This window comes from Microcoleus sp. FACHB-831 (assembly GCF_014695585.1).
GTDB lineage: Bacteria > Cyanobacteriota > Cyanobacteriia > Cyanobacteriales > FACHB-T130 > FACHB-831.
This window is the reverse complement of sequence record NZ_JACJON010000077.1, coordinates 104,713-121,023: the sequence shown is the minus strand read 5'-3', so window position 1 is coordinate 121,023 and position 16,311 is coordinate 104,713. Positions and strand designations below refer to the sequence as shown.

The 16,311-nt window shown below is 45.5% G+C and carries 17 protein-coding genes; 10 read left to right on the top strand and 7 right to left on the bottom strand.

Going from position 1 to position 16,311, the window contains the following annotated elements:
• Positions 1-73: 73 nt before the first annotated feature.
• On the top strand, positions 74-2,185 hold the full coding sequence (locus H6F77_RS25115; RefSeq protein ID WP_190491648.1) for a pentapeptide repeat-containing protein: 2,112 nt from the start codon (positions 74-76) through the stop codon (positions 2,183-2,185).
• Between the two features lie 114 nt (positions 2,186-2,299).
• Here the strand turns inward: H6F77_RS25115 and H6F77_RS25110 are convergent, their stop codons facing one another.
• Both H6F77_RS25110 and H6F77_RS28615 read right to left on the bottom strand, forming a co-directional pair.
• Entirely contained in the window at positions 2,300-2,860 is a 561-nt protein-coding gene (locus H6F77_RS25110) for a Uma2 family endonuclease (RefSeq protein ID WP_190491647.1), read from the bottom strand.
• A gap of 82 nt (positions 2,861-2,942) precedes the next feature.
• The gene (locus H6F77_RS28615) at positions 2,943-3,068 is read right to left on the bottom strand and encodes a hypothetical protein (RefSeq protein ID WP_255515877.1); all 126 of its coding nucleotides are present in this window, start codon (positions 3,066-3,068) and stop codon (positions 2,943-2,945) included.
• Positions 3,069-3,083: 15 nt separating this feature from the next.
• Here H6F77_RS28615 and H6F77_RS25105 point away from each other — a divergent pair, with 15 nt between their 5' ends.
• The 3 genes from H6F77_RS25105 to H6F77_RS25095 all read left to right on the top strand — a co-directional run bounded on the left by H6F77_RS25105 (position 3,084) and on the right by H6F77_RS25095 (position 5,124).
• Positions 3,084-3,806, top strand: a complete 723-nt coding sequence (locus H6F77_RS25105; protein WP_190491646.1) for a pyridoxine 5'-phosphate synthase — start codon at positions 3,084-3,086, stop codon at positions 3,804-3,806.
• Positions 3,807-3,947: 141 nt separating this feature from the next.
• On the top strand, positions 3,948-4,280 hold the full coding sequence (locus H6F77_RS25100) for an MgPME-cyclase complex family protein (protein WP_190491645.1): 333 nt from the start codon (positions 3,948-3,950) through the stop codon (positions 4,278-4,280).
• 229 nt (positions 4,281-4,509) lie between these two features.
• A complete protein-coding gene (locus H6F77_RS25095) occupies positions 4,510-5,124 on the top strand; it encodes a hypothetical protein (RefSeq protein WP_190491644.1) in 615 nt (204 codons plus the stop codon).
• 66 nt (positions 5,125-5,190) lie between these two features.
• Here the strand turns inward: H6F77_RS25095 and H6F77_RS25090 are convergent, their stop codons facing one another.
• The 3 genes from H6F77_RS25090 to folD all read right to left on the bottom strand — a co-directional run bounded on the left by H6F77_RS25090 (position 5,191) and on the right by folD (position 7,654).
• Complete coding sequence (locus H6F77_RS25090; protein ID WP_190491643.1) at positions 5,191-5,646, bottom strand: divergent PAP2 family protein; 456 nt, start codon at positions 5,644-5,646, stop codon at positions 5,191-5,193.
• A gap of 68 nt (positions 5,647-5,714) precedes the next feature.
• The gene (gene crtE, locus H6F77_RS25085; protein WP_190491642.1) at positions 5,715-6,644 is read right to left on the bottom strand and encodes a geranylgeranyl diphosphate synthase CrtE; all 930 of its coding nucleotides are present in this window, start codon (positions 6,642-6,644) and stop codon (positions 5,715-5,717) included.
• A gap of 137 nt (positions 6,645-6,781) precedes the next feature.
• Positions 6,782-7,654: a bifunctional methylenetetrahydrofolate dehydrogenase/methenyltetrahydrofolate cyclohydrolase FolD gene (gene folD / locus H6F77_RS25080; protein WP_190491641.1), complete on the bottom strand. Its 873-nt coding sequence runs from the start codon at positions 7,652-7,654 to the stop codon at positions 6,782-6,784.
• Positions 7,655-7,784: 130 nt separating this feature from the next.
• On the opposite strand from folD, the gene H6F77_RS25075 reads away from it, so the two are divergent.
• The 5 genes from H6F77_RS25075 to mutS all read left to right on the top strand — a co-directional run bounded on the left by H6F77_RS25075 (position 7,785) and on the right by mutS (position 13,674).
• Positions 7,785-8,180, top strand: a complete 396-nt coding sequence (locus tag H6F77_RS25075) for a hypothetical protein (RefSeq protein ID WP_190491640.1) — start codon at positions 7,785-7,787, stop codon at positions 8,178-8,180.
• Positions 8,177-8,617 (top strand): NUDIX hydrolase, encoded by a 441-nt coding sequence (locus H6F77_RS25070; RefSeq protein ID WP_190491639.1) that lies wholly within the window; start codon positions 8,177-8,179, stop codon positions 8,615-8,617. Before H6F77_RS25075 ends, H6F77_RS25070 begins: the two co-directional genes overlap by 4 nt.
• A 59-nt stretch (positions 8,618-8,676) precedes the next feature.
• Positions 8,677-9,801: an AI-2E family transporter gene (locus H6F77_RS25065; protein ID WP_190491638.1), complete on the top strand. Its 1,125-nt coding sequence runs from the start codon at positions 8,677-8,679 to the stop codon at positions 9,799-9,801.
• 271 nt (positions 9,802-10,072) lie between these two features.
• A complete protein-coding gene (locus tag H6F77_RS25060; RefSeq protein ID WP_190491637.1) occupies positions 10,073-10,936 on the top strand; it encodes an aminotransferase class IV in 864 nt (287 codons plus the stop codon).
• 113 nt (positions 10,937-11,049) lie between these two features.
• On the top strand, positions 11,050-13,674 hold the full coding sequence (mutS, locus tag H6F77_RS25055; RefSeq protein ID WP_190491636.1) for a DNA mismatch repair protein MutS: 2,625 nt from the start codon (positions 11,050-11,052) through the stop codon (positions 13,672-13,674).
• Positions 13,675-13,706: 32 nt separating this feature from the next.
• Here mutS and H6F77_RS25050 read toward each other — a convergent pair whose 3' ends face one another.
• Complete coding sequence (locus H6F77_RS25050; protein WP_190491635.1) at positions 13,707-14,885, bottom strand: GNAT family N-acetyltransferase; 1,179 nt, start codon at positions 14,883-14,885, stop codon at positions 13,707-13,709.
• Positions 14,869-15,786: an alpha/beta fold hydrolase gene (locus H6F77_RS25045; protein WP_190491634.1), complete on the bottom strand. Its 918-nt coding sequence runs from the start codon at positions 15,784-15,786 to the stop codon at positions 14,869-14,871. Before H6F77_RS25045 ends, H6F77_RS25050 begins: the two co-directional genes overlap by 17 nt.
• Positions 15,787-15,963: 177 nt before the next feature.
• Between H6F77_RS25045 and H6F77_RS25040 the strand changes: the two genes are divergently transcribed.
• Positions 15,964-16,164 (top strand): hypothetical protein, encoded by a 201-nt coding sequence (locus H6F77_RS25040; RefSeq protein ID WP_190491677.1) that lies wholly within the window; start codon positions 15,964-15,966, stop codon positions 16,162-16,164.
• Positions 16,165-16,311 lie beyond the last annotated feature (147 nt).

Below are 16,311 nucleotides of genomic sequence, written 5' to 3'. Positions count from 1 at the left end.
AATTACGCCGCGACTTTTGCAGGCATGATAGTATATTTGTACTAATTAGTCAATTGATTCAGGGATAAACGACATGAACCGCGATGAACTGCTCAGACGCTACGCAGCAGGGCAAAGAGATTTTTCAGGTGTTGCATTTTATGGTTCTCAGGGTGGGGAAATTAACCTGAGTGGTGTTAATCTAAGCGATGCTAATTTGAGTGGTGCAATTTTAAGCCATGTCAACCTGAACAATGCCAATCTGAGAAATGCCAACCTTAGAGGTGCCAGATTGAACGGCTACCTAAATGATGTTGACCTCAGCGGTGCTGACTTGACAGATGCTCAAATTAGCCCTTGTCACCTGAATAAAGCTAACTTGAAAGGAGCTAACTTAACTAATGCTGACTTTGGTGCTAATGGCACTGGCCCTTGCGATGCTGACCTCAGCAACACCGATTGTACTAATGCTAAACTAACTGGCGACTTCATGGGTGCGAACTTTAAAGGAGCAAAATTAGAGGGCGCAATTTTTCGAGAAGCAAACTTGTATTGGTATCGTGCAAAGTTAAGTCGTGCCAACTTGAGCGAACTCGATTTGAGTGGGAAAACCTTTGCTGAATTAGATTTGAGTTATACCAATTTAAGCAATTCTAACCTCAGTGTTACTAATTTTAAATATGTTAACCTTACAAATGCTAATCTCAGCGGCGCTAACTTGATTAATGCTGATTTAACAAAAGCTAACCTCAGCAATGCAAACTTAATTGATGCCAACTTGAGTGGCAGCAACTTGACAAAGGTTAATTTAACTAATGCTGATTTAAGCGGCACAAATCTCAACAACACCAACCAAAACGGAGTTATCTGGACTGGAGCAAAAATTGATAATGTTAGTGGTTTAACAGACAAATCCTATTTAGTGTGGCGAATTGTCAATCAGCAAGCGACTGGTCAAAATTTGATAGATGCCGACCTTAAAGGAACTAAACTGGAAGGCGCTAACCTCAGCGGTACTAATTTAAGCGGTACTGACCTCAGCGATGTTATCTTAGTTGATGCTAATCTGGAGCAAGCTAACCTCAGTAATGCTAACCTGAGCGATTCCGATTTGAGCCGTGTCAATCTTACTCAAGCTATCCTTAACGGGGCTAACCTGAGTCGGGCCAACCTGAACCAAGCGAACCTGAGTAATGCCAACTTCATACAAGCTAACCTCAATCAAGCTAACCTAATCAATGCTAATCTTAGTAACGCTGATTTGAGCGATGCTAACCTCAGTCAATCGCTGCTCAATGAAGCTAACCTGAGCGGTGCTAATCTGAGTAATGCTAATTTAACCAAGGCTGTCTATTTGGGAGCTAACCTGACAGATGCAATTAATTTTCCATCACAGGAAGCGATCGCAACAAACCAACTCAAAACACCTCTGACAGAAGTATTAGATAGAATTTTAGACTATTTTCTGGAAAATCAACCCGATATTGCTTCATCTTTGCAACCCGGTTTAACCCGCGAACAAATTGATGAAAAACTCACAGGTTTCTCTTGTCGCATACCAGAAGAAGTCTATCAACTATACCAGTGGCGTAATGGGATGCAAGAACTGAGAGAAGGTTGGCTTGGATGGGCAGCTTTCGTCGATACCCAGAATTTTTTACCGCTGGAAAAAGCAATAGCAAAATCTAGAGGGTTTGCTACTGATTATGGCGATGAAGGGGACGCGCACTGGCTTTTCGTTTTTGGTGAGGCGTCTGATAATTGTGGTGCGTATGTGGTTGTTTTGGGAAAAGAAGAAATAGCACCTGTACGCAACTTTGACCCAGAATATAAAGATTACTCAATCCAATACCCCAGTCTCACTCACATGATGCTGAAAAAAGCTATTAACTGTAGTCGTAATCTGAGTGACGCTTATTTAAAAGGTGTAAACATGAGCGGTTTTCAACTAAGTAAAGTCAACCTGAACAAAACCAATTTGTCAGGTGCGGATTTAAGCAGAACCGATCTAAGTAGAGCCGCTCTCAGTGGAGCTAATTTGAGTAGTGCTAACTTGTATCGCGCAGGACTATTTCAAGCCAATTTAGAAGGTGCAAATTTGACTGGCGCTAACTTCAGCGAAGCCGATTTGTATGATGCTAATCTGAGTCATGCCATATTTAGCAACACCATTATGCCAGATGGGAGTATTCGGAATGATAGCTAGTAGAAATGATGAATTTTATCGGTTTCTACTGTTGTAACGCGATCGCTATTGCCGGGGCTTCGCTACCGCGCTTTTTATGAAGATGGCGATCGCTCTCCAAAAGCACCAGCAACCCTATCCCAGTATCTCATCTACAGTTAAATTAACATCAGGGAACGCTTGAGGGGAAAGACATTGACCCCGGTAGAACTTCTGCACATTTATATAGCCATTGGGTGCAGGCATCAGGTAAACTTCAACGCATTGCTCGTTAATATTTACCAGCCACACTTCACAAATGCCGCTTTGAGCATAGTTAGGAATTTTTACATCTCTGTCAGATTCAACTGTGGTATCTGCTACTTCAATTACTAGCAAAATATCATCTGGCTGGGGATGTCCTGATTCGTAAAAATCGGCGCGTGGTGCAAGCAATGCTAAGTCAGGCTGGGGTTCGGAGTAGTCATCCAATTGAACTGGATCTTGCACGCTTACCAAGGCGCGATCGCCTAATCTTTGAGACAATAGTTTGTTTAAGCACTTCACACAAGCTGCATGGCGTCTGCCTATAGGGGACATCCTAATAATTTCTCCTGCGATGAGTTCCACTCGGTCATCCTCATTGAGGATACCAGCATCAACCATCTGGTGATATTCCTTGACTGTGAATAGGCGTTTTAGTAGTTTAACTGACACGATCGCGCCTCCAATTTTTTATAAGTTTGTCACAACCTAATTATGTCTTGAATTCCTAAATAGAAGTTTCTAAGACAGTGGTTTAGCTAGCGATCGCGCCTTGACTCCTCAGTTGAGAAAGATCGCTTGTAAATGGCGATCGCGCTATATACCCGCGCAAGACTTCCAGCCTTTCCGGTAAGATAAAGTGCGGAAGACTTGAGGGCATAGGGAGAAGTTCAGATTGGCTACACTCGGCGTCAACATTGACCACATCGCCACCATCCGCCAAGCGCGTCGCACCGTCGAACCAGATCCCGTCGCGGCGGCGGTGTTGGCAGAACTCGCTGGTGCTGATGGCATTACCGTGCATTTGCGCGAAGACAGGCGGCACATTCAAGATAGGGATGTGCGATTATTGCGGCAGACGGTGCGGACTCATCTCAATCTGGAGATGGCGGCTACTGATGAAATGGTAGCGATCGCTTTAGACATCAAACCCGATTACGTCACTCTCGTCCCAGAAAAACGAGAAGAAGTAACAACCGAAGGCGGTTTAGATGTTGCGGGTCAAGTCGATAAAATGACATCTGTTGTCACCAAATTGCAAGACGCTGGCATCCCAGTCAGCTTATTTATCGATGCTGATGCAGACCAGATTAGAACTGCTGCTATTATCAAGGCAAAGTTTATTGAACTGCATACGGGTCGCTATGCCGAAGCAACTGATGAAACCAGTCGCCACAAAGAATTAACCTATTTAGCCAAAGGTTGCGAACAAGCGATCGCTGCTGGCATTCGCGTCAACGCAGGTCACGGCCTCACTTACTGGAACGTCTACCCCGTTGCTTCCCTACCAGGTATGGAAGAATTAAACATTGGCCATACTATCATCAGTCGGGCGGCTCTTGTAGGTATCGAAAGAGCAGTTCGAGAGATGAAACAAGCCATGCGGGGAGAGTTATGAGTTTTGAGTTACTCATATGAGTTATGAGTATTTTTTGGTAATTCAATACTCAAAATTCTGAGGCGATCGCCCACGTCTCTACAAGTTAACATTCAGACGCGATTTATCGCGTCTCTACAAGTCACCACTCAACATTAACCCATGAAAACTTACTACTACATTTTGGCTAGTCAACGCTTTTTGCTTGAAGAAGAACCCTTGGAAGAAGTGCTGAAAGAACGCAGGCGCAACTATCACGAACAAGAAAAAGAAATTGATTTTTGGTTAGTAAAGCAACCAGCTTTTCTGGAGGCACCGGAAATGGCAGAAATTAAGGCTAAATGTCCCCAACCTGCTGCTGCTGTAATTTCCACAAATTCTCAATTCATTACCTTTTTAAAACTGCGGGTGGAGTTCGCTACGACGGGAGAATTTCAGGCTCCGTCCCCGACCATTCCCGATGCGATCGCATCCTTAGCTATGTCTCAGAGCTAGAAAGCATTTTTGATTGGCTATTGACTGCTAAAACATCATATCTAAGAGAGTTTTAGCGTTGGCTAATTCAATTGCTGTGTAGAGTAGAAATCAACTATCAGTAAAGGGAGGTATTAACAGAATTGACAATTAGCCTTAGAATGCATAATTAATTCCTTACTCATAGCTCAGAAAGGTCATGCGTCAAAGTGGTGTGAAAGGGTTTTTGACCTTAACGTGGGCATCAATTATGCGGCCCCTACTGGGTTCGGCTCTGGTAACAGCTGCCGGATTGACTGTTGCAGTAGACTTTGTAGTAGCTCAAGCGCCGCCGCAGCAATGCCAGCCGCCGCAGCGCGGTGAGTATTTGGTGTTGGTGGTCAGCGAGACAAGGGAGCGTCAGGAACAACTGCAACGCACTTTGCCTGCAAACACCAAGACTAGCGTTTGTAGATATTTGAACAATATTGTCACTCGCATTAGTGGCTTGAGAACTGTTGAGGATGCCAACGGTTGGGCGCGTTTTGTCAATGAAATTGTTGGATTAGAGGCGTCCGTCGCTCGACCCGCAGAGCCACCCCCTACCCCGGCTGCACAAGCCTATAACCCTCAAGCTTTGGGAGCTGGTTATGCTGTTTTGGTAGATTACTCCAACAGGCCAGAAGTGGCAATTCAGGTGCGTCAGTTGTTAGGAGCAAATGTAGGGCTGGCTTCATACGCACAGCGCCCTTATTTGCTGGCGAGTTATACAACTAACCAGACTGAAGCGAATTCTATTTTACAGAGGTTGAGCGATCGTAATTTCTTGGTGATGATAGTCGATAGTCGCAAAGTCACCCTGATTAGACCTGCTGTTAATTTTTAGCAGATAAAATAAAAAGGCAAAAGATAAAATTCTTTCTTTTGCCTTTTTACTTTTCACTTTTTACTTTTAATAAGCGGGGCCAGCTAACCAAGAAATCGCCACGCCCAATATCGAGCCTACAATTACCTGAACGGGTGTGTGTCCCAGTAACTCTTTAAGGCGGGCTTCATTAAACTCTGGTTTTTCCTGAAAAAACTCATCAATGATTTGGTTGAGAATGCGGGCTTGCTTGCCAGCAGCCTGACGGACGCCAGCGGCGTCGTACATAACAATGATGGCAAAAATGGTAGCGATCGCAAACTCGGCGCTGTCCCATCCCACCGTCTGTCCGACACCAGTTGCTAAGGCTGTTACCAATGCTGAATGCGAGCTAGGCATTCCCCCAGTTGTGACTAAAACGCGAAAATTAAATTTGCGATTTTTGGCCAGTTCGATGACAAGCTTAGATGCTTGTGCAATTAAACAAGCCAGGAGAGCAACCATCAGCACCTGGTTATTTAGGATGTGGTTAAAGTCATGCATTCGGTTCGCGGCTTCGCCTGCTACTAATAACTAAGTTCGTGATTTGCGCTCAAAGACAAGGAAAATTTTTAGTTAGTGCGGGAGATAATAAAATCTGCGATCGCACTCAGCGGTATTGCCCTCTCCCCAAACGGTTCAAGTTCAGCCTTTGCCGCATCAATCAGTTGTTGGGCTTGTCTTCTAGATTCCTCCAGTCCCCACAGGCTGGGAAAAGTTGCCTTTTGAGCTTGCAAATCCTTACCCGCAGTTTTCCCCAACTCCTCAGCCGTTGCCGTGATATCCAGAATGTCATCTACAATCTGAAACGCCAACCCGATATTCTCGGCATAGCGAGACAGCCGTTGCAAGTCCGATTCACTACTACCTGCCAAAACGCCACCGCAAACCACACAAGCTTCCAACAAAGCACCAGTTTTGTGGGTGTGGATAAAGTTAAGCGTTTCCAGAGATATATCCGGCTTTCCTTCCGATTCCAGGTCAACAACTTGACCGCCAACCAACCCTGCCGCGCCCACAGCGCGACCTAAACGAGCAATTACCTGCAATACCCGTTCTGCTGGTACGTTTTGGGTCTGGGTAGCAATAAATTCAAAGGCATAAGACAACAAACCATCCCCAGCCAGAATCGCAATATCTTCACCATAAACCTTGTGATTTGTGGGCTTGCCCCGCCGATAGTCGTCGTTGTCCATCGCTGGTAAATCATCGTGAATCAACGACATCGTATGAATCATTTCCAGGGCGCAGGCTGTTGGCATCGCCATTTCCACGCTTCCACCCATCAAAGTACAGCTAGCAAGACAAAGGATGGGACGCAGGCGCTTTCCTCCAGCCAACAGCGAGTAGCGCATCGCCTCATAAATCTTTTCTGGATAGGTGAGTGGGAGGGAACGATCTAGGGCTGCTTCTACCAGCACGGCTTGCTGGGTTAAATAGGCCGATAGATCGAAGGCTGGAGATTCCCCCTGGGGGGCATGAAGGTCATCTGTCGCTATCATCCCTCAATTCCTTGAGCTGCTGTCGTGTCCGTAACAATTTTACGGGACTATGGCATTTTAGATTTTGGATTTTACATTTTGGAATGAGACATGGGGAATCCCATTACTCCTAACTAAGAATCCCCAAGGCCCAAACCTTAATGGCGCCTGTTGTAGCTTGATACGGTATTTTGCAACAACATCGCGACTGTCATCGCGCCAACGCCGCCGGGGACGGGGGTGAGAAATTGGGCGACGTTGCGGACAGAATCAAAGTCTACATCTCCTACGAGGCGAGATTTACCGCCTTCATCTTCTATGCGATTGATGCCGACATCGATAACTACAGCCCCAGGTTTTACCATGTCGGCGGTGATGAGTGACGGACGCCCTACGGCTGCAAGCAGGATATCAGCAGTGCGGGTAATAGCAGCGAGGTCGGGGGTGCGAGAATGAGCGATCGCTACAGTAGCATCCTCTGCTAGCAGCATCAAAGCCAGCGGTTTACCCACCAGAATGCTGCGTCCAACGACAACCGCCTGTTTTCCCTTGACATCAATCTTATATTCTTGCAACAGGCGCATCACCCCAGCAGGGGTGCAGCTGCGTAACCCAGGTTCTCCCCGCACAAGTCGCCCCAAATTAATCGGGTGCAGTCCATCGGCGTCTTTATCTGGATCGATTTGATATAACAGCGAAATAGCATCGAGGTGCGGCGGTAGGGGCAGTTGAACTAGAATGCCATCAACGCGATCGTCTTGATTTAGCGCGTGAATGACTTGCTCTAGCTCTTGCTGCGTCGTTTCAGTAGGGAAATGACGCCCAAACGAGGCAATACCCACTTTAGCGCAGGCGCGTTCTTTATTCCGCACGTAGGCAGCACTGGCTGGGTTATCGCCAACCATCAGGACGGCCAACCCCGGAGGGCGTCCGATTTGGGGTTGCTGCTGCTGAATCTGCTGTTGCAGTTGCGTGTAAATTTGTTCAGACAGGGCTTTACCGTCTAAAAGCTCGGCAGTTGTGGATTGCATCAGGCTTTAAAGAATGTTGGCTCTTATTGGCTATCCTATGGATAGTTTCGCAGATTTCGTCAATCATCACACCCACTTGGGATAGGTATCATTCTTTTATCGTGTAGCGCTCTTAAATTTCCCTGATGATATGAAGCTAGTTAAAATCCGGGTGTTGCAATTAGGTACGGCTGCGCTGCTGCTGGGTGGTTTGTCCGGCTGTGGTAACTTTACTCAGTTGGTTAATGGTGTACCTGTCAAAAAAATCGAAGATATCCAAAAGAGTCGAGATACCAATTCAACCGTTTACATCAAAGGCAAAGTGGCTACTGTTGCGCCGTTTATGGGAAGTGGCGCTTATGAATTGCAGGATGGTAGCGGCAGTATTTGGGTTATAACTAACAAGACTCTTCCAGATAAGGGGGATGAATTGTTAATTAAGAGCCAAGTGCAGTATAAAAGCATTCCTATTGGCGGCAAAGATTTAGGAGAAGTATACGTGCAGGAGCAAGAACAGGTAGAAAAGAAGACGGTAAATAAAGAATGAAGGATAAATTAGTTGAGGTAGCGATCGCTATCCTATATCGCGACGGTCAATTTCTTCTGCAACTGCGAGATAATATCCCCGGTATTTACTATCCCGGACATTGGGGCTTTTTTGGCGGTCACATCGAACCGGATGAAAGTCCCCAAGAGGCTCTAAAGCGGGAATTATTAGAGGAAATTGGCTATGCTCCGCCAGAGGCTACATTGTTTGGCTATTATCCTGATGAAAAAGTGTTGCGCCATGTTTTTCACGCACCGCTTGCTGTAGAAATCGACCAGTTAGTGTTAGGCGAAGGGTGGGATATGGGGTTATTAACACCAGACGAGATTAGAAGGGGCGATCGCTACTCTGAAGCCGCTGGGCAAGTGCGACCTCTGGGGAGTCCTCATCAAAAAATTTTACTGGATTTTCTCGACAAGTTCCCCTCCATTGCCTGAGTAGCCAGACACAAAAGTTCTTTTTATCTTTATGAAGTTTCAGTTCGGAACGTGACCCCATGCAATCAGCAAACAAATTCCCGCGATGGTTAATTATCTGTTTGGCATTTCCTCTTGCTGTTTTGAATGGTTGGCTATTGCTCCTGGTTTTGCAATATTTTCAACCCCTCGTTAGCGTTTTTGCGGCAGCAATTCTGGTTGCTTTTATTTTGGATTATCCGATCCAATTTTTACAGCAAAGAGGAGTTAAACGTGACACGGCTGTTGTGGTCGTTTTGTTGCTGGCGTTAGTGATAATAGGGGGTTTGGGTATAACCTTAGTTCCGATTATTTTACAACAGCTCAACGAACTTGCTACGATTTTGCCCAGTTGGATCGATTCGGGAAGGCAACAAATACAGACTTTTCAAGAGTGGGCTGTAAACCAGCAACTTCCAGTTAATTTAAGTGGATTAGCCACCCAATTTACAGACAGATTATCTAGCCAACTCCAGAACTTAACAGGTCAACTTGTTAGTTTTGCTTTTGATACCATTGGTAGCGTCTTCAACATACTGGTAACTGTAGTTTTAACTTTCTACCTGGTATTGAACGGAGAGCGTATGTGGGATGGAGTTTTTAAATGGTTGCCTGCTAGGTTTAGTCCTCAAGTGCGGCAATCTTTACGCGAGGACTTTAATAATTATTTTATCGGTCAGGCAACGTTGGCAACTATTGTTGGATTTGCCATGACACTGGCCTTTTTAGCTCTGCGAGTTCCTTTAGGGTTGCTGTTTGGAATCGGAATTGGATTTTTAGCTTTCTTCCCGTTTGGTACGGGGATAGGAATCAGCTTAGTGAGTTTGTTGGTAGCGTTACAAAATTTTTGGCTTGGCGTGGAAGTTTTAGCTATAGCCGTAGCGATAGATCAGGTTAATGCTAATTTTATTGCTCCTCGCCTTTTGGGTAATTTAACAGGATTAAATCCTGTGTGGGTTTTTGTTTCTTTACTCATAGGAGGGAAGCTAGGAGGTTTGCTAGGGGTTTTGATTGCTGTACCCTTGGCTAGCTTTTTTAAAAGTATTGCAGATAGTTTGCGCGAGGTAATAATGAAGCAATTAGATGGCAGTGAATCTGAATCGACAGCTTTAAATGAATCGGTTGTAATAGCATCGAAGGGATTAGCTAGTGATGCTGGAAACTGATGGCGATCGCATAAGCATTTTTTCATAGGGCAGCATTAGTTGCTTTTTCCATTGCTGGTGGTTGTAGTAGGAGAATTAATCACTCTCAAGTTTTGCCTGGATTGGAGATAACTTTACTGCAAGAAGCACTGGGGCGCAGTCGGCAAATGGATAATACGCAAGTTGGTGCTTGGTTGTTAGAGCAAATGCAGAATTCAAGTTTGTTTATTGCAGTAAATTTATTATAATTTCAAGCATTTGGACTTATTTGGGTTAAATAGGAATTACCTGAATGTTTCTTGAAGCTACGCCGATTGCTTGGCATAACGGAAAACTGGTTGAACGCGAACAAGCTGCACCCTCAATTGCTAGCCATTCTCTTCACTTGGGCATAGGCGTTTTTGATGGCATAATGGCTTATTGGAATGGCGATCGCTATTATATTCATCGTCTAGAATCACATTTAGACCGCCTTCGCAATGGGTCGACAAACATGGGGCTGGAATTTGCCTGGTCAAACGAAGACCTTAAAATGGGTATTCTGTCATTGCTAGATGAAGTCCCAAAAACTAATTATTACATTAGACCGATTGTTTACCGTTCAGTGCCACAACTGAACTTTAGCGATGCAATGCCTGTCGATGTGACAATTTTGGCTGTTACTATTGCACGGGATGTAGACACCTCTCTTACTTGCCATATATCTCAATATGAGCGCGTTTCTGGTAGTGCCATTCCAATTACGTGGAAGATATGCGGAACCTATGTAAATAGTTATTTAAGCCGTCGCGCCGCCGAGTTAGCTGGATTCAATGATGCTATCCTGCTAGACAGGGAAGGCAGAATTACCGAAGCTGCGGTGGCTAATCTTTTTTTCCTGAAAAAAGACACTATTATTACACCTGCGCTAACTCCGAATATTTTCCCCGGCATTACCCGCGCTACCATACTTGATATTGCAATATCCGAGGGGATTGAGGTGATTGAACGCGATATTAGACCTGAAGAATTAGGTAATTTTGATGCTGCTTTCTTAGCTGCTACCATGATGGAGTTAAAGCCGCTGACAAGCATTCATCCATATCAGTACGACTCGTCAACCCATCCCCTATTTCGCAGAATTTTAAAAGAGTTTCGCGAGATTACCCATCAATAATAAGGATGAGGTTACTTACCTTGCTTCCTCGCGACATATTAACAAAGCTTTAACAACTGTTAGAGTCACCTTGCGCTAAAGTCATTAAAGGTTTAAGCATATCGCCAGCGTCTATGAATTACTCGGCATCTACCCCTCAAGAACCCAATCAACCCAAGATCCGGAACGCTGATTATCACAAGCTAGACCGAACTAAGCTGACGCCGATGATGCAGCATTATGCTGATATTAAAGATCAGTATCCTCATGCGTTACTGCTGTATCGTGTTGGCGATTTTTACGAGGTATTTTTTCAGGATGCGTGTATTGTTTCTCAGCAATTAGAACTTGTTCTAACAAGTATCAATGGTGGCAAAGAAATCGGTCGCGTACCGATGTCGGGAGTTCCTCATCATGCAATAGATAGATATTGCACAATGCTGGTAGAAAAGGGGTATGCCGTTGCTATTTGCGACCAAATGGAAGAAGCCTCTGAAGTTGAAGGCAAAAATTTGGTACGCCGCCAAGTAACTCGCGTCCTCACCCCCGGTACGCTATTAGATGAGGGGATGCTAACAGCGAGGCGCAATAATTTTCTAGCAGCTATAGTTATTGCCGGGAATCATTGGGGGTTGGCTTATGCAGATATTTCTACTGGCGAATTCTTCACCACTCAAGCCAGTGAATTAGAACAACTAACTCACGAATTGATGAGATTGCAGCCTTCAGAAGTGCTGGTTCCAACTAATGCTCCGGATTTGGGAAGTTTGCTGCGACCGGGTGAAACTAGCGAGCATTTGCCTAACTGTTTGCCGCCGTCTTTCTGTTATGCACTGCGATCGCAAATTCCCTTTACCCCAGCAGAAGCAAGACAGCGACTATTGCAAAAATTTAAAGTGCGATCGCTTGAAGGATTGGGTTGCGAACACCTCCCCCTCGCAGTTCGCGCTGCTGGTGGATTATTAGAATATCTCGAAGACACCCAAAAAGAAAACCCAGTTCCACTCCAAACCCTACGCACCTATACCCTCACCGATTACCTCATCCTCGACCACCAAAGCCGCCGCAACCTCGAAATTATTCAAACCGTCCGCGATGGCACGTTGCACGGTTCCCTACTCTGGGCAATAGACAAAACCTGCACCGCAATGGGTGGCCGTGCTTTGCGCCGTTGGGTGTTGCAACCACTACTAGATATTAAAGGAATTGGCGCTAGACAAGACACTATTCAAGAATTAGTAGAAAATAACTTTCTTCGCGGCGATTTGCGACAGTTACTCCGCCAAATATATGACCTAGAAAGATTAACAGGTCGCGCCGGTTCCGGGACTGCTAATGCTAAAGATTTAGTTGCTTTGGCAGATTCATTAGCAAAATTACCCGAATTAGCTGAAATAGCAGCTAACGGTAGTTCTCCCTTTCTTAGAGCTTTGCAGAAAGTGCCGCCTATCTTGGAACAACTGGCACAGAAGCTACACGTTAATCTAGTAGAAGCGCCCCCCCTCCACCTAAAGGAAGGCGGTTTAATTCGACCTGGTATCAACGCTGATTTGGATAAACTGCGTGCAGAAGCGGAAGACGACCAAAAATGGATAGCAAATTTGGAAGTTACCGAAAAAGCTCGCTCAGGTATTTCTACACTAAAGGTAGGCTTTAATAAAACTTTTGGCTATTACATCAGTATCTCTCGCGCTAAGGCAGATCAAGTTCCAGATAACTACATTCGCAAGCAAACTTTAACGACTGAGGAGCGTTATATTACTCCCGAATTGAAGGAACGGGAAGCGCGAATTTTGACAGCGCGTGACGATCTAAATAGGCTGGAGTATGAGATTTTTAGTAACTTGCGCTTAGAGGTTGCAGAATACGCAGAACAAATTCGCAATGTCTCACGCGCTGTTGCTGCTGCTGATGTTTTGTGCGGTTTAGCAGAGGTTGCAGTTTATCAGGGTTACTGTCGTCCGGAGATGGTTGAAAGTCGGGAAATTAATATTATTGATGGGCGTCATCCTGTTGTAGAACAATCGCTGCCTGCTGGCTTTTTTGTACCGAATTCGACTCAGTTGGGTAGGGAAGAATTAGCGAACCGCAAAGGCGCAGAGAGAGCAGAGGAGAGGCCGGATTTAATTATTTTGACGGGGCCTAATGCTAGCGGGAAGAGTTGTTATTTGCGCCAGGTGGGTTTGATTCAGTTGATGGCGCAGATGGGTAGTTTTGTGCCTGCGCGTTCGGCTACTTTGGGGATATGCGATCGCATCTTTACTAGGGTTGGCGCTGTTGACGATCTGGCTACTGGTCAATCTACTTTTATGGTGGAGATGAATGAGACAGCTAATATTCTCAATCATGCAACGCCTAAATCCCTAGTTTTGTTAGATGAAATTGGGAGAGGTACGGCTACTTTTGACGGCCTTTCGATTGCTTGGGCTGTTGCAGAATATCTGGCAAATGATATTCAGGCGCGGACTATTTTTGCCACTCACTATCACGAACTTAACGAATTAGCGTCGATTTTATCTAACGTTGCTAATTATCAAGTGACGGTGAAAGAGTTAGCCGACCAAATTATATTTCTGCACCAAGTTCAGCCTGGAGGTGCAGATAAATCTTATGGAATTGAAGCTGGACGATTGGCTGGTTTACCGCCCTCTGTGATAAGTCGAGCCAAGCAAGTGATGGGGCAAATTGAAAAGCATAGTAAGATAGCAATCGGGCTGCGGAAAGGACTCGATCTAGATGAACCCCCGGTTGATTTTTGAAACAGTAGTCCGGCGCTGGTGGGCTACGAAGCTTAAAAGAAATCTGGCAGCCAAGGTTGCGAACCAGCAAACAAGCTGGTAGCAACTGATAATGCTGTTTCTGTAGCTTCTAGTTTCCCTGCGAGTTGCAGTTGATGTGGCGCGAACAGACCTGTGTAGAGTGGTGCTAATCCCCGCACGTCTAGGTGTAATTCGCCTTTTCCTCCCTTTGTGACTTCACCGCGTCCGTTGGATACTTTTAAAACAAATTTACCGTTATTTTCAGGTAGCAATTCGTCCTCTACTTGCAAATGCAACTCGGTTTCTATTCCCAAGGGATAGCCTCGTTTTTCCAATGCTTTGGGAACATCAATTACTCGCAGCATCCAGCGTTCCAAATTGCGAATGTTTGCTGTCTGCTCTGGAAGCAACAATGTTAAAGGGTCAACTGGTGAACTGCGCCACCTCATTTTTTTAATTTGGGAGCGATGACCAGCTAAAAATGTCCATAAAGTATTCGCTGCTGCTGCTGTTAAAACTACCCAATCTTTGATTAAAATTAGGTTGTTGTTGTCTTCTTGATATTGAGCCAAAATAATGTAGCCTTCGGGTTGGGTTTCTTTGCCGATGAGATAGGCATAGACTGGTTCTTCAGTTTGGGGTTTTATGGCTCCGTCCCAGATGGCTTTGTTTCTATCTAAATTGCCGTTATTGACTTTCGACTGTTGGTGATAAAGGTCTTTAAAGACTTCGTGGCTGATGGAACTGACAGATTTTATCGGGAGGTTGCTATCTTTTATTTGGATAGTTTCAGTGGGTATTTCCCAACTGCAATATATCCCGCCTTGTTCGTATCCAGCTTTGCGATAAAGTCGCTGAGTTGCTGGATAAAGTACAGAAATTGGCAATCCTTTGGCATAAAGTTCTTTGACGGCGTGCTGCATCAGGGCGATCGCTGCTCCAGATCCGCGATACTCTGGTGCTATGCCAACGGCAGCAATTCCCCCCATTGGTACGCTCTCAAGGCCATAATATTGCCCCATGTGGTAAATCGCCAAGCCGCCCATCAGTTCTCCGCCTTTGCGAATTATGCGAAAGTTTTCTAAGCCGATGCGATCGCTGTAAGTTTGCCAACTGTTAGGCGGACTGTTAAAGCACTGATTGAGAATTACCCCAAGTTTTTCAGCTTCTTCAGGGTTGGCGATGCTACCGTATTCAATCTGAGATGTCATGGTTTAATGCTGGGAAAGGTTGAATTGAACTCGCCAGGAATTGCAATATGAGATCTGCCATTTCCGAAGCATGATTTTGCGGCAATGCATGGCTTGCACCTGGGATTATAGCTATCTGAGCGGCTGGAATTTCTTTAGCATAGGTTTCGCTATGCCACAGAGGAATAGTTTCATCGCCGTCACCAGTAATTACCAGCGTCGGAACCCGCAGCCTATGAATTTCTTTCTCAACTGTATCAATTGCATCTTCAGGTCGCATCCGGTCGAGTAAAAACGATCTTGCTGCTGGCTGTGACATCAATTCTTGTCTAAACCAGCTAATTCTATCTAATGTTGCGCGTTTATCTGTAGTATTAGCAAATGGCTTGGCTAGCCGCAACGCCCAATCAACTACAGGTGTAGGCCATAATAAAGGACGCAAGTGGTCGTAGCGACCGCAAAAACTATCATCTCGAATCCCTGCTGGTGCTGCAAGTATCAAGCCTTTAACCGCATTGGGATACTGCAACGCATAAGCAGACGCCACCCAGCCGCCAAACGAGTGTCCGATAATATAGCAGGGGTCTAACTTGAGTGCCTCGACGACGCAACGCACGAAGGCGACTTCCTTCGCGATGTCGTAGCGGATGGCTGGTTTGCCTGACTCGCCAAAACCCATTAAGTCTAAGCTGATGCAACGACGTTCCCAGGCAGAGTCCTGGAAACGAGAGGATTTTAGCTGTTCAATCAACGGCAACCAGCAAGCTTTAGTGCCCATAAAGCCGTGCAGCATCAGCAACGGTGGTAGAGACGTTGCATTGCTAGTCTCTACATCTTCTAGGTAGGCGGCTGGCTGGGGAACTTGACGGAGCGGCTCGATATCCAGGTGTACCGTCAGGATGTGTTTGTTGATTGATGACATAGCTTGACTCGCCTGGACTCAGGCAATGAAGATTAGAAAAATCGCTACAACTATTTTACGGTTCTTAACATTTAAGCGAAAAATGATTAAAGTTCGTTGCGAAATTAAAACAGAGCAAAAAGTGCGTGATAATTTCTAATGATGATAAACAGCTTAGAGACAGGGACGGACAACACTGTGGCCTTTGATTCAAAGCAATCCCCAAATCCTGCATTTCGCGAAGATTTTAGTGAGTACGTGGCCCACTTGCAGCTTCACATGGCTTTACAAGCCCGTAACTTGGTTCCCACGCTCACCCATGCGGGAGATACCCGAGAGCAGCTATTGCATCAAACCCAGGCGAATATTGAAAAGCTAGTTTCTCGACAGGCGGGCTAGCTATACGATCGCCATATATGCTTTAAAGGACAGGCAAGATGCCTGTCCTTTTTGCGTTTATAGCATTTTTGCGGGGCGATGCCCGATCTGCCATTAATCGCATTTAGCTAGAAAAAACCCGCAATGGCAAGCGGATCGAGTGGGGGC

Coding starts and splice junctions, on each gene's coding strand:
- mutS (WP_190491636.1), top strand. CDS start 11,050: ATGAATTACTCGGCATCTACCCCTCAAGAACCCAATCAACCCAAGATC.
- H6F77_RS28615 (WP_255515877.1), bottom strand. CDS start 3,068: ATGCCCTCAAGTCTTCCGCACTTTATCTTACCGGAAAGGCTGGAAGTC.
- H6F77_RS25095 (WP_190491644.1), top strand. CDS start 4,510: ATGCGGCCCCTACTGGGTTCGGCTCTGGTAACAGCTGCCGGATTGACT.
- H6F77_RS25065 (WP_190491638.1), top strand. CDS start 8,677: ATGCAATCAGCAAACAAATTCCCGCGATGGTTAATTATCTGTTTGGCA.
- H6F77_RS25070 (WP_190491639.1), top strand. CDS start 8,177: ATGAAGGATAAATTAGTTGAGGTAGCGATCGCTATCCTATATCGCGAC.
- H6F77_RS25115 (WP_190491648.1), top strand. CDS start 74: ATGAACCGCGATGAACTGCTCAGACGCTACGCAGCAGGGCAAAGAGAT.
- crtE (WP_190491642.1), bottom strand. CDS start 6,644: ATGATAGCGACAGATGACCTTCATGCCCCCCAGGGGGAATCTCCAGCC.
- H6F77_RS25075 (WP_190491640.1), top strand. CDS start 7,785: ATGAAGCTAGTTAAAATCCGGGTGTTGCAATTAGGTACGGCTGCGCTG.
- H6F77_RS25100 (WP_190491645.1), top strand. CDS start 3,948: ATGAAAACTTACTACTACATTTTGGCTAGTCAACGCTTTTTGCTTGAA.
- folD (WP_190491641.1), bottom strand. CDS start 7,654: ATGCAATCCACAACTGCCGAGCTTTTAGACGGTAAAGCCCTGTCTGAA.
- H6F77_RS25045 (WP_190491634.1), bottom strand. CDS start 15,786: ATGTCATCAATCAACAAACACATCCTGACGGTACACCTGGATATCGAG.
- H6F77_RS25090 (WP_190491643.1), bottom strand. CDS start 5,646: ATGCATGACTTTAACCACATCCTAAATAACCAGGTGCTGATGGTTGCT.
- H6F77_RS25050 (WP_190491635.1), bottom strand. CDS start 14,885: ATGACATCTCAGATTGAATACGGTAGCATCGCCAACCCTGAAGAAGCT.
- H6F77_RS25060 (WP_190491637.1), top strand. CDS start 10,073: ATGTTTCTTGAAGCTACGCCGATTGCTTGGCATAACGGAAAACTGGTT.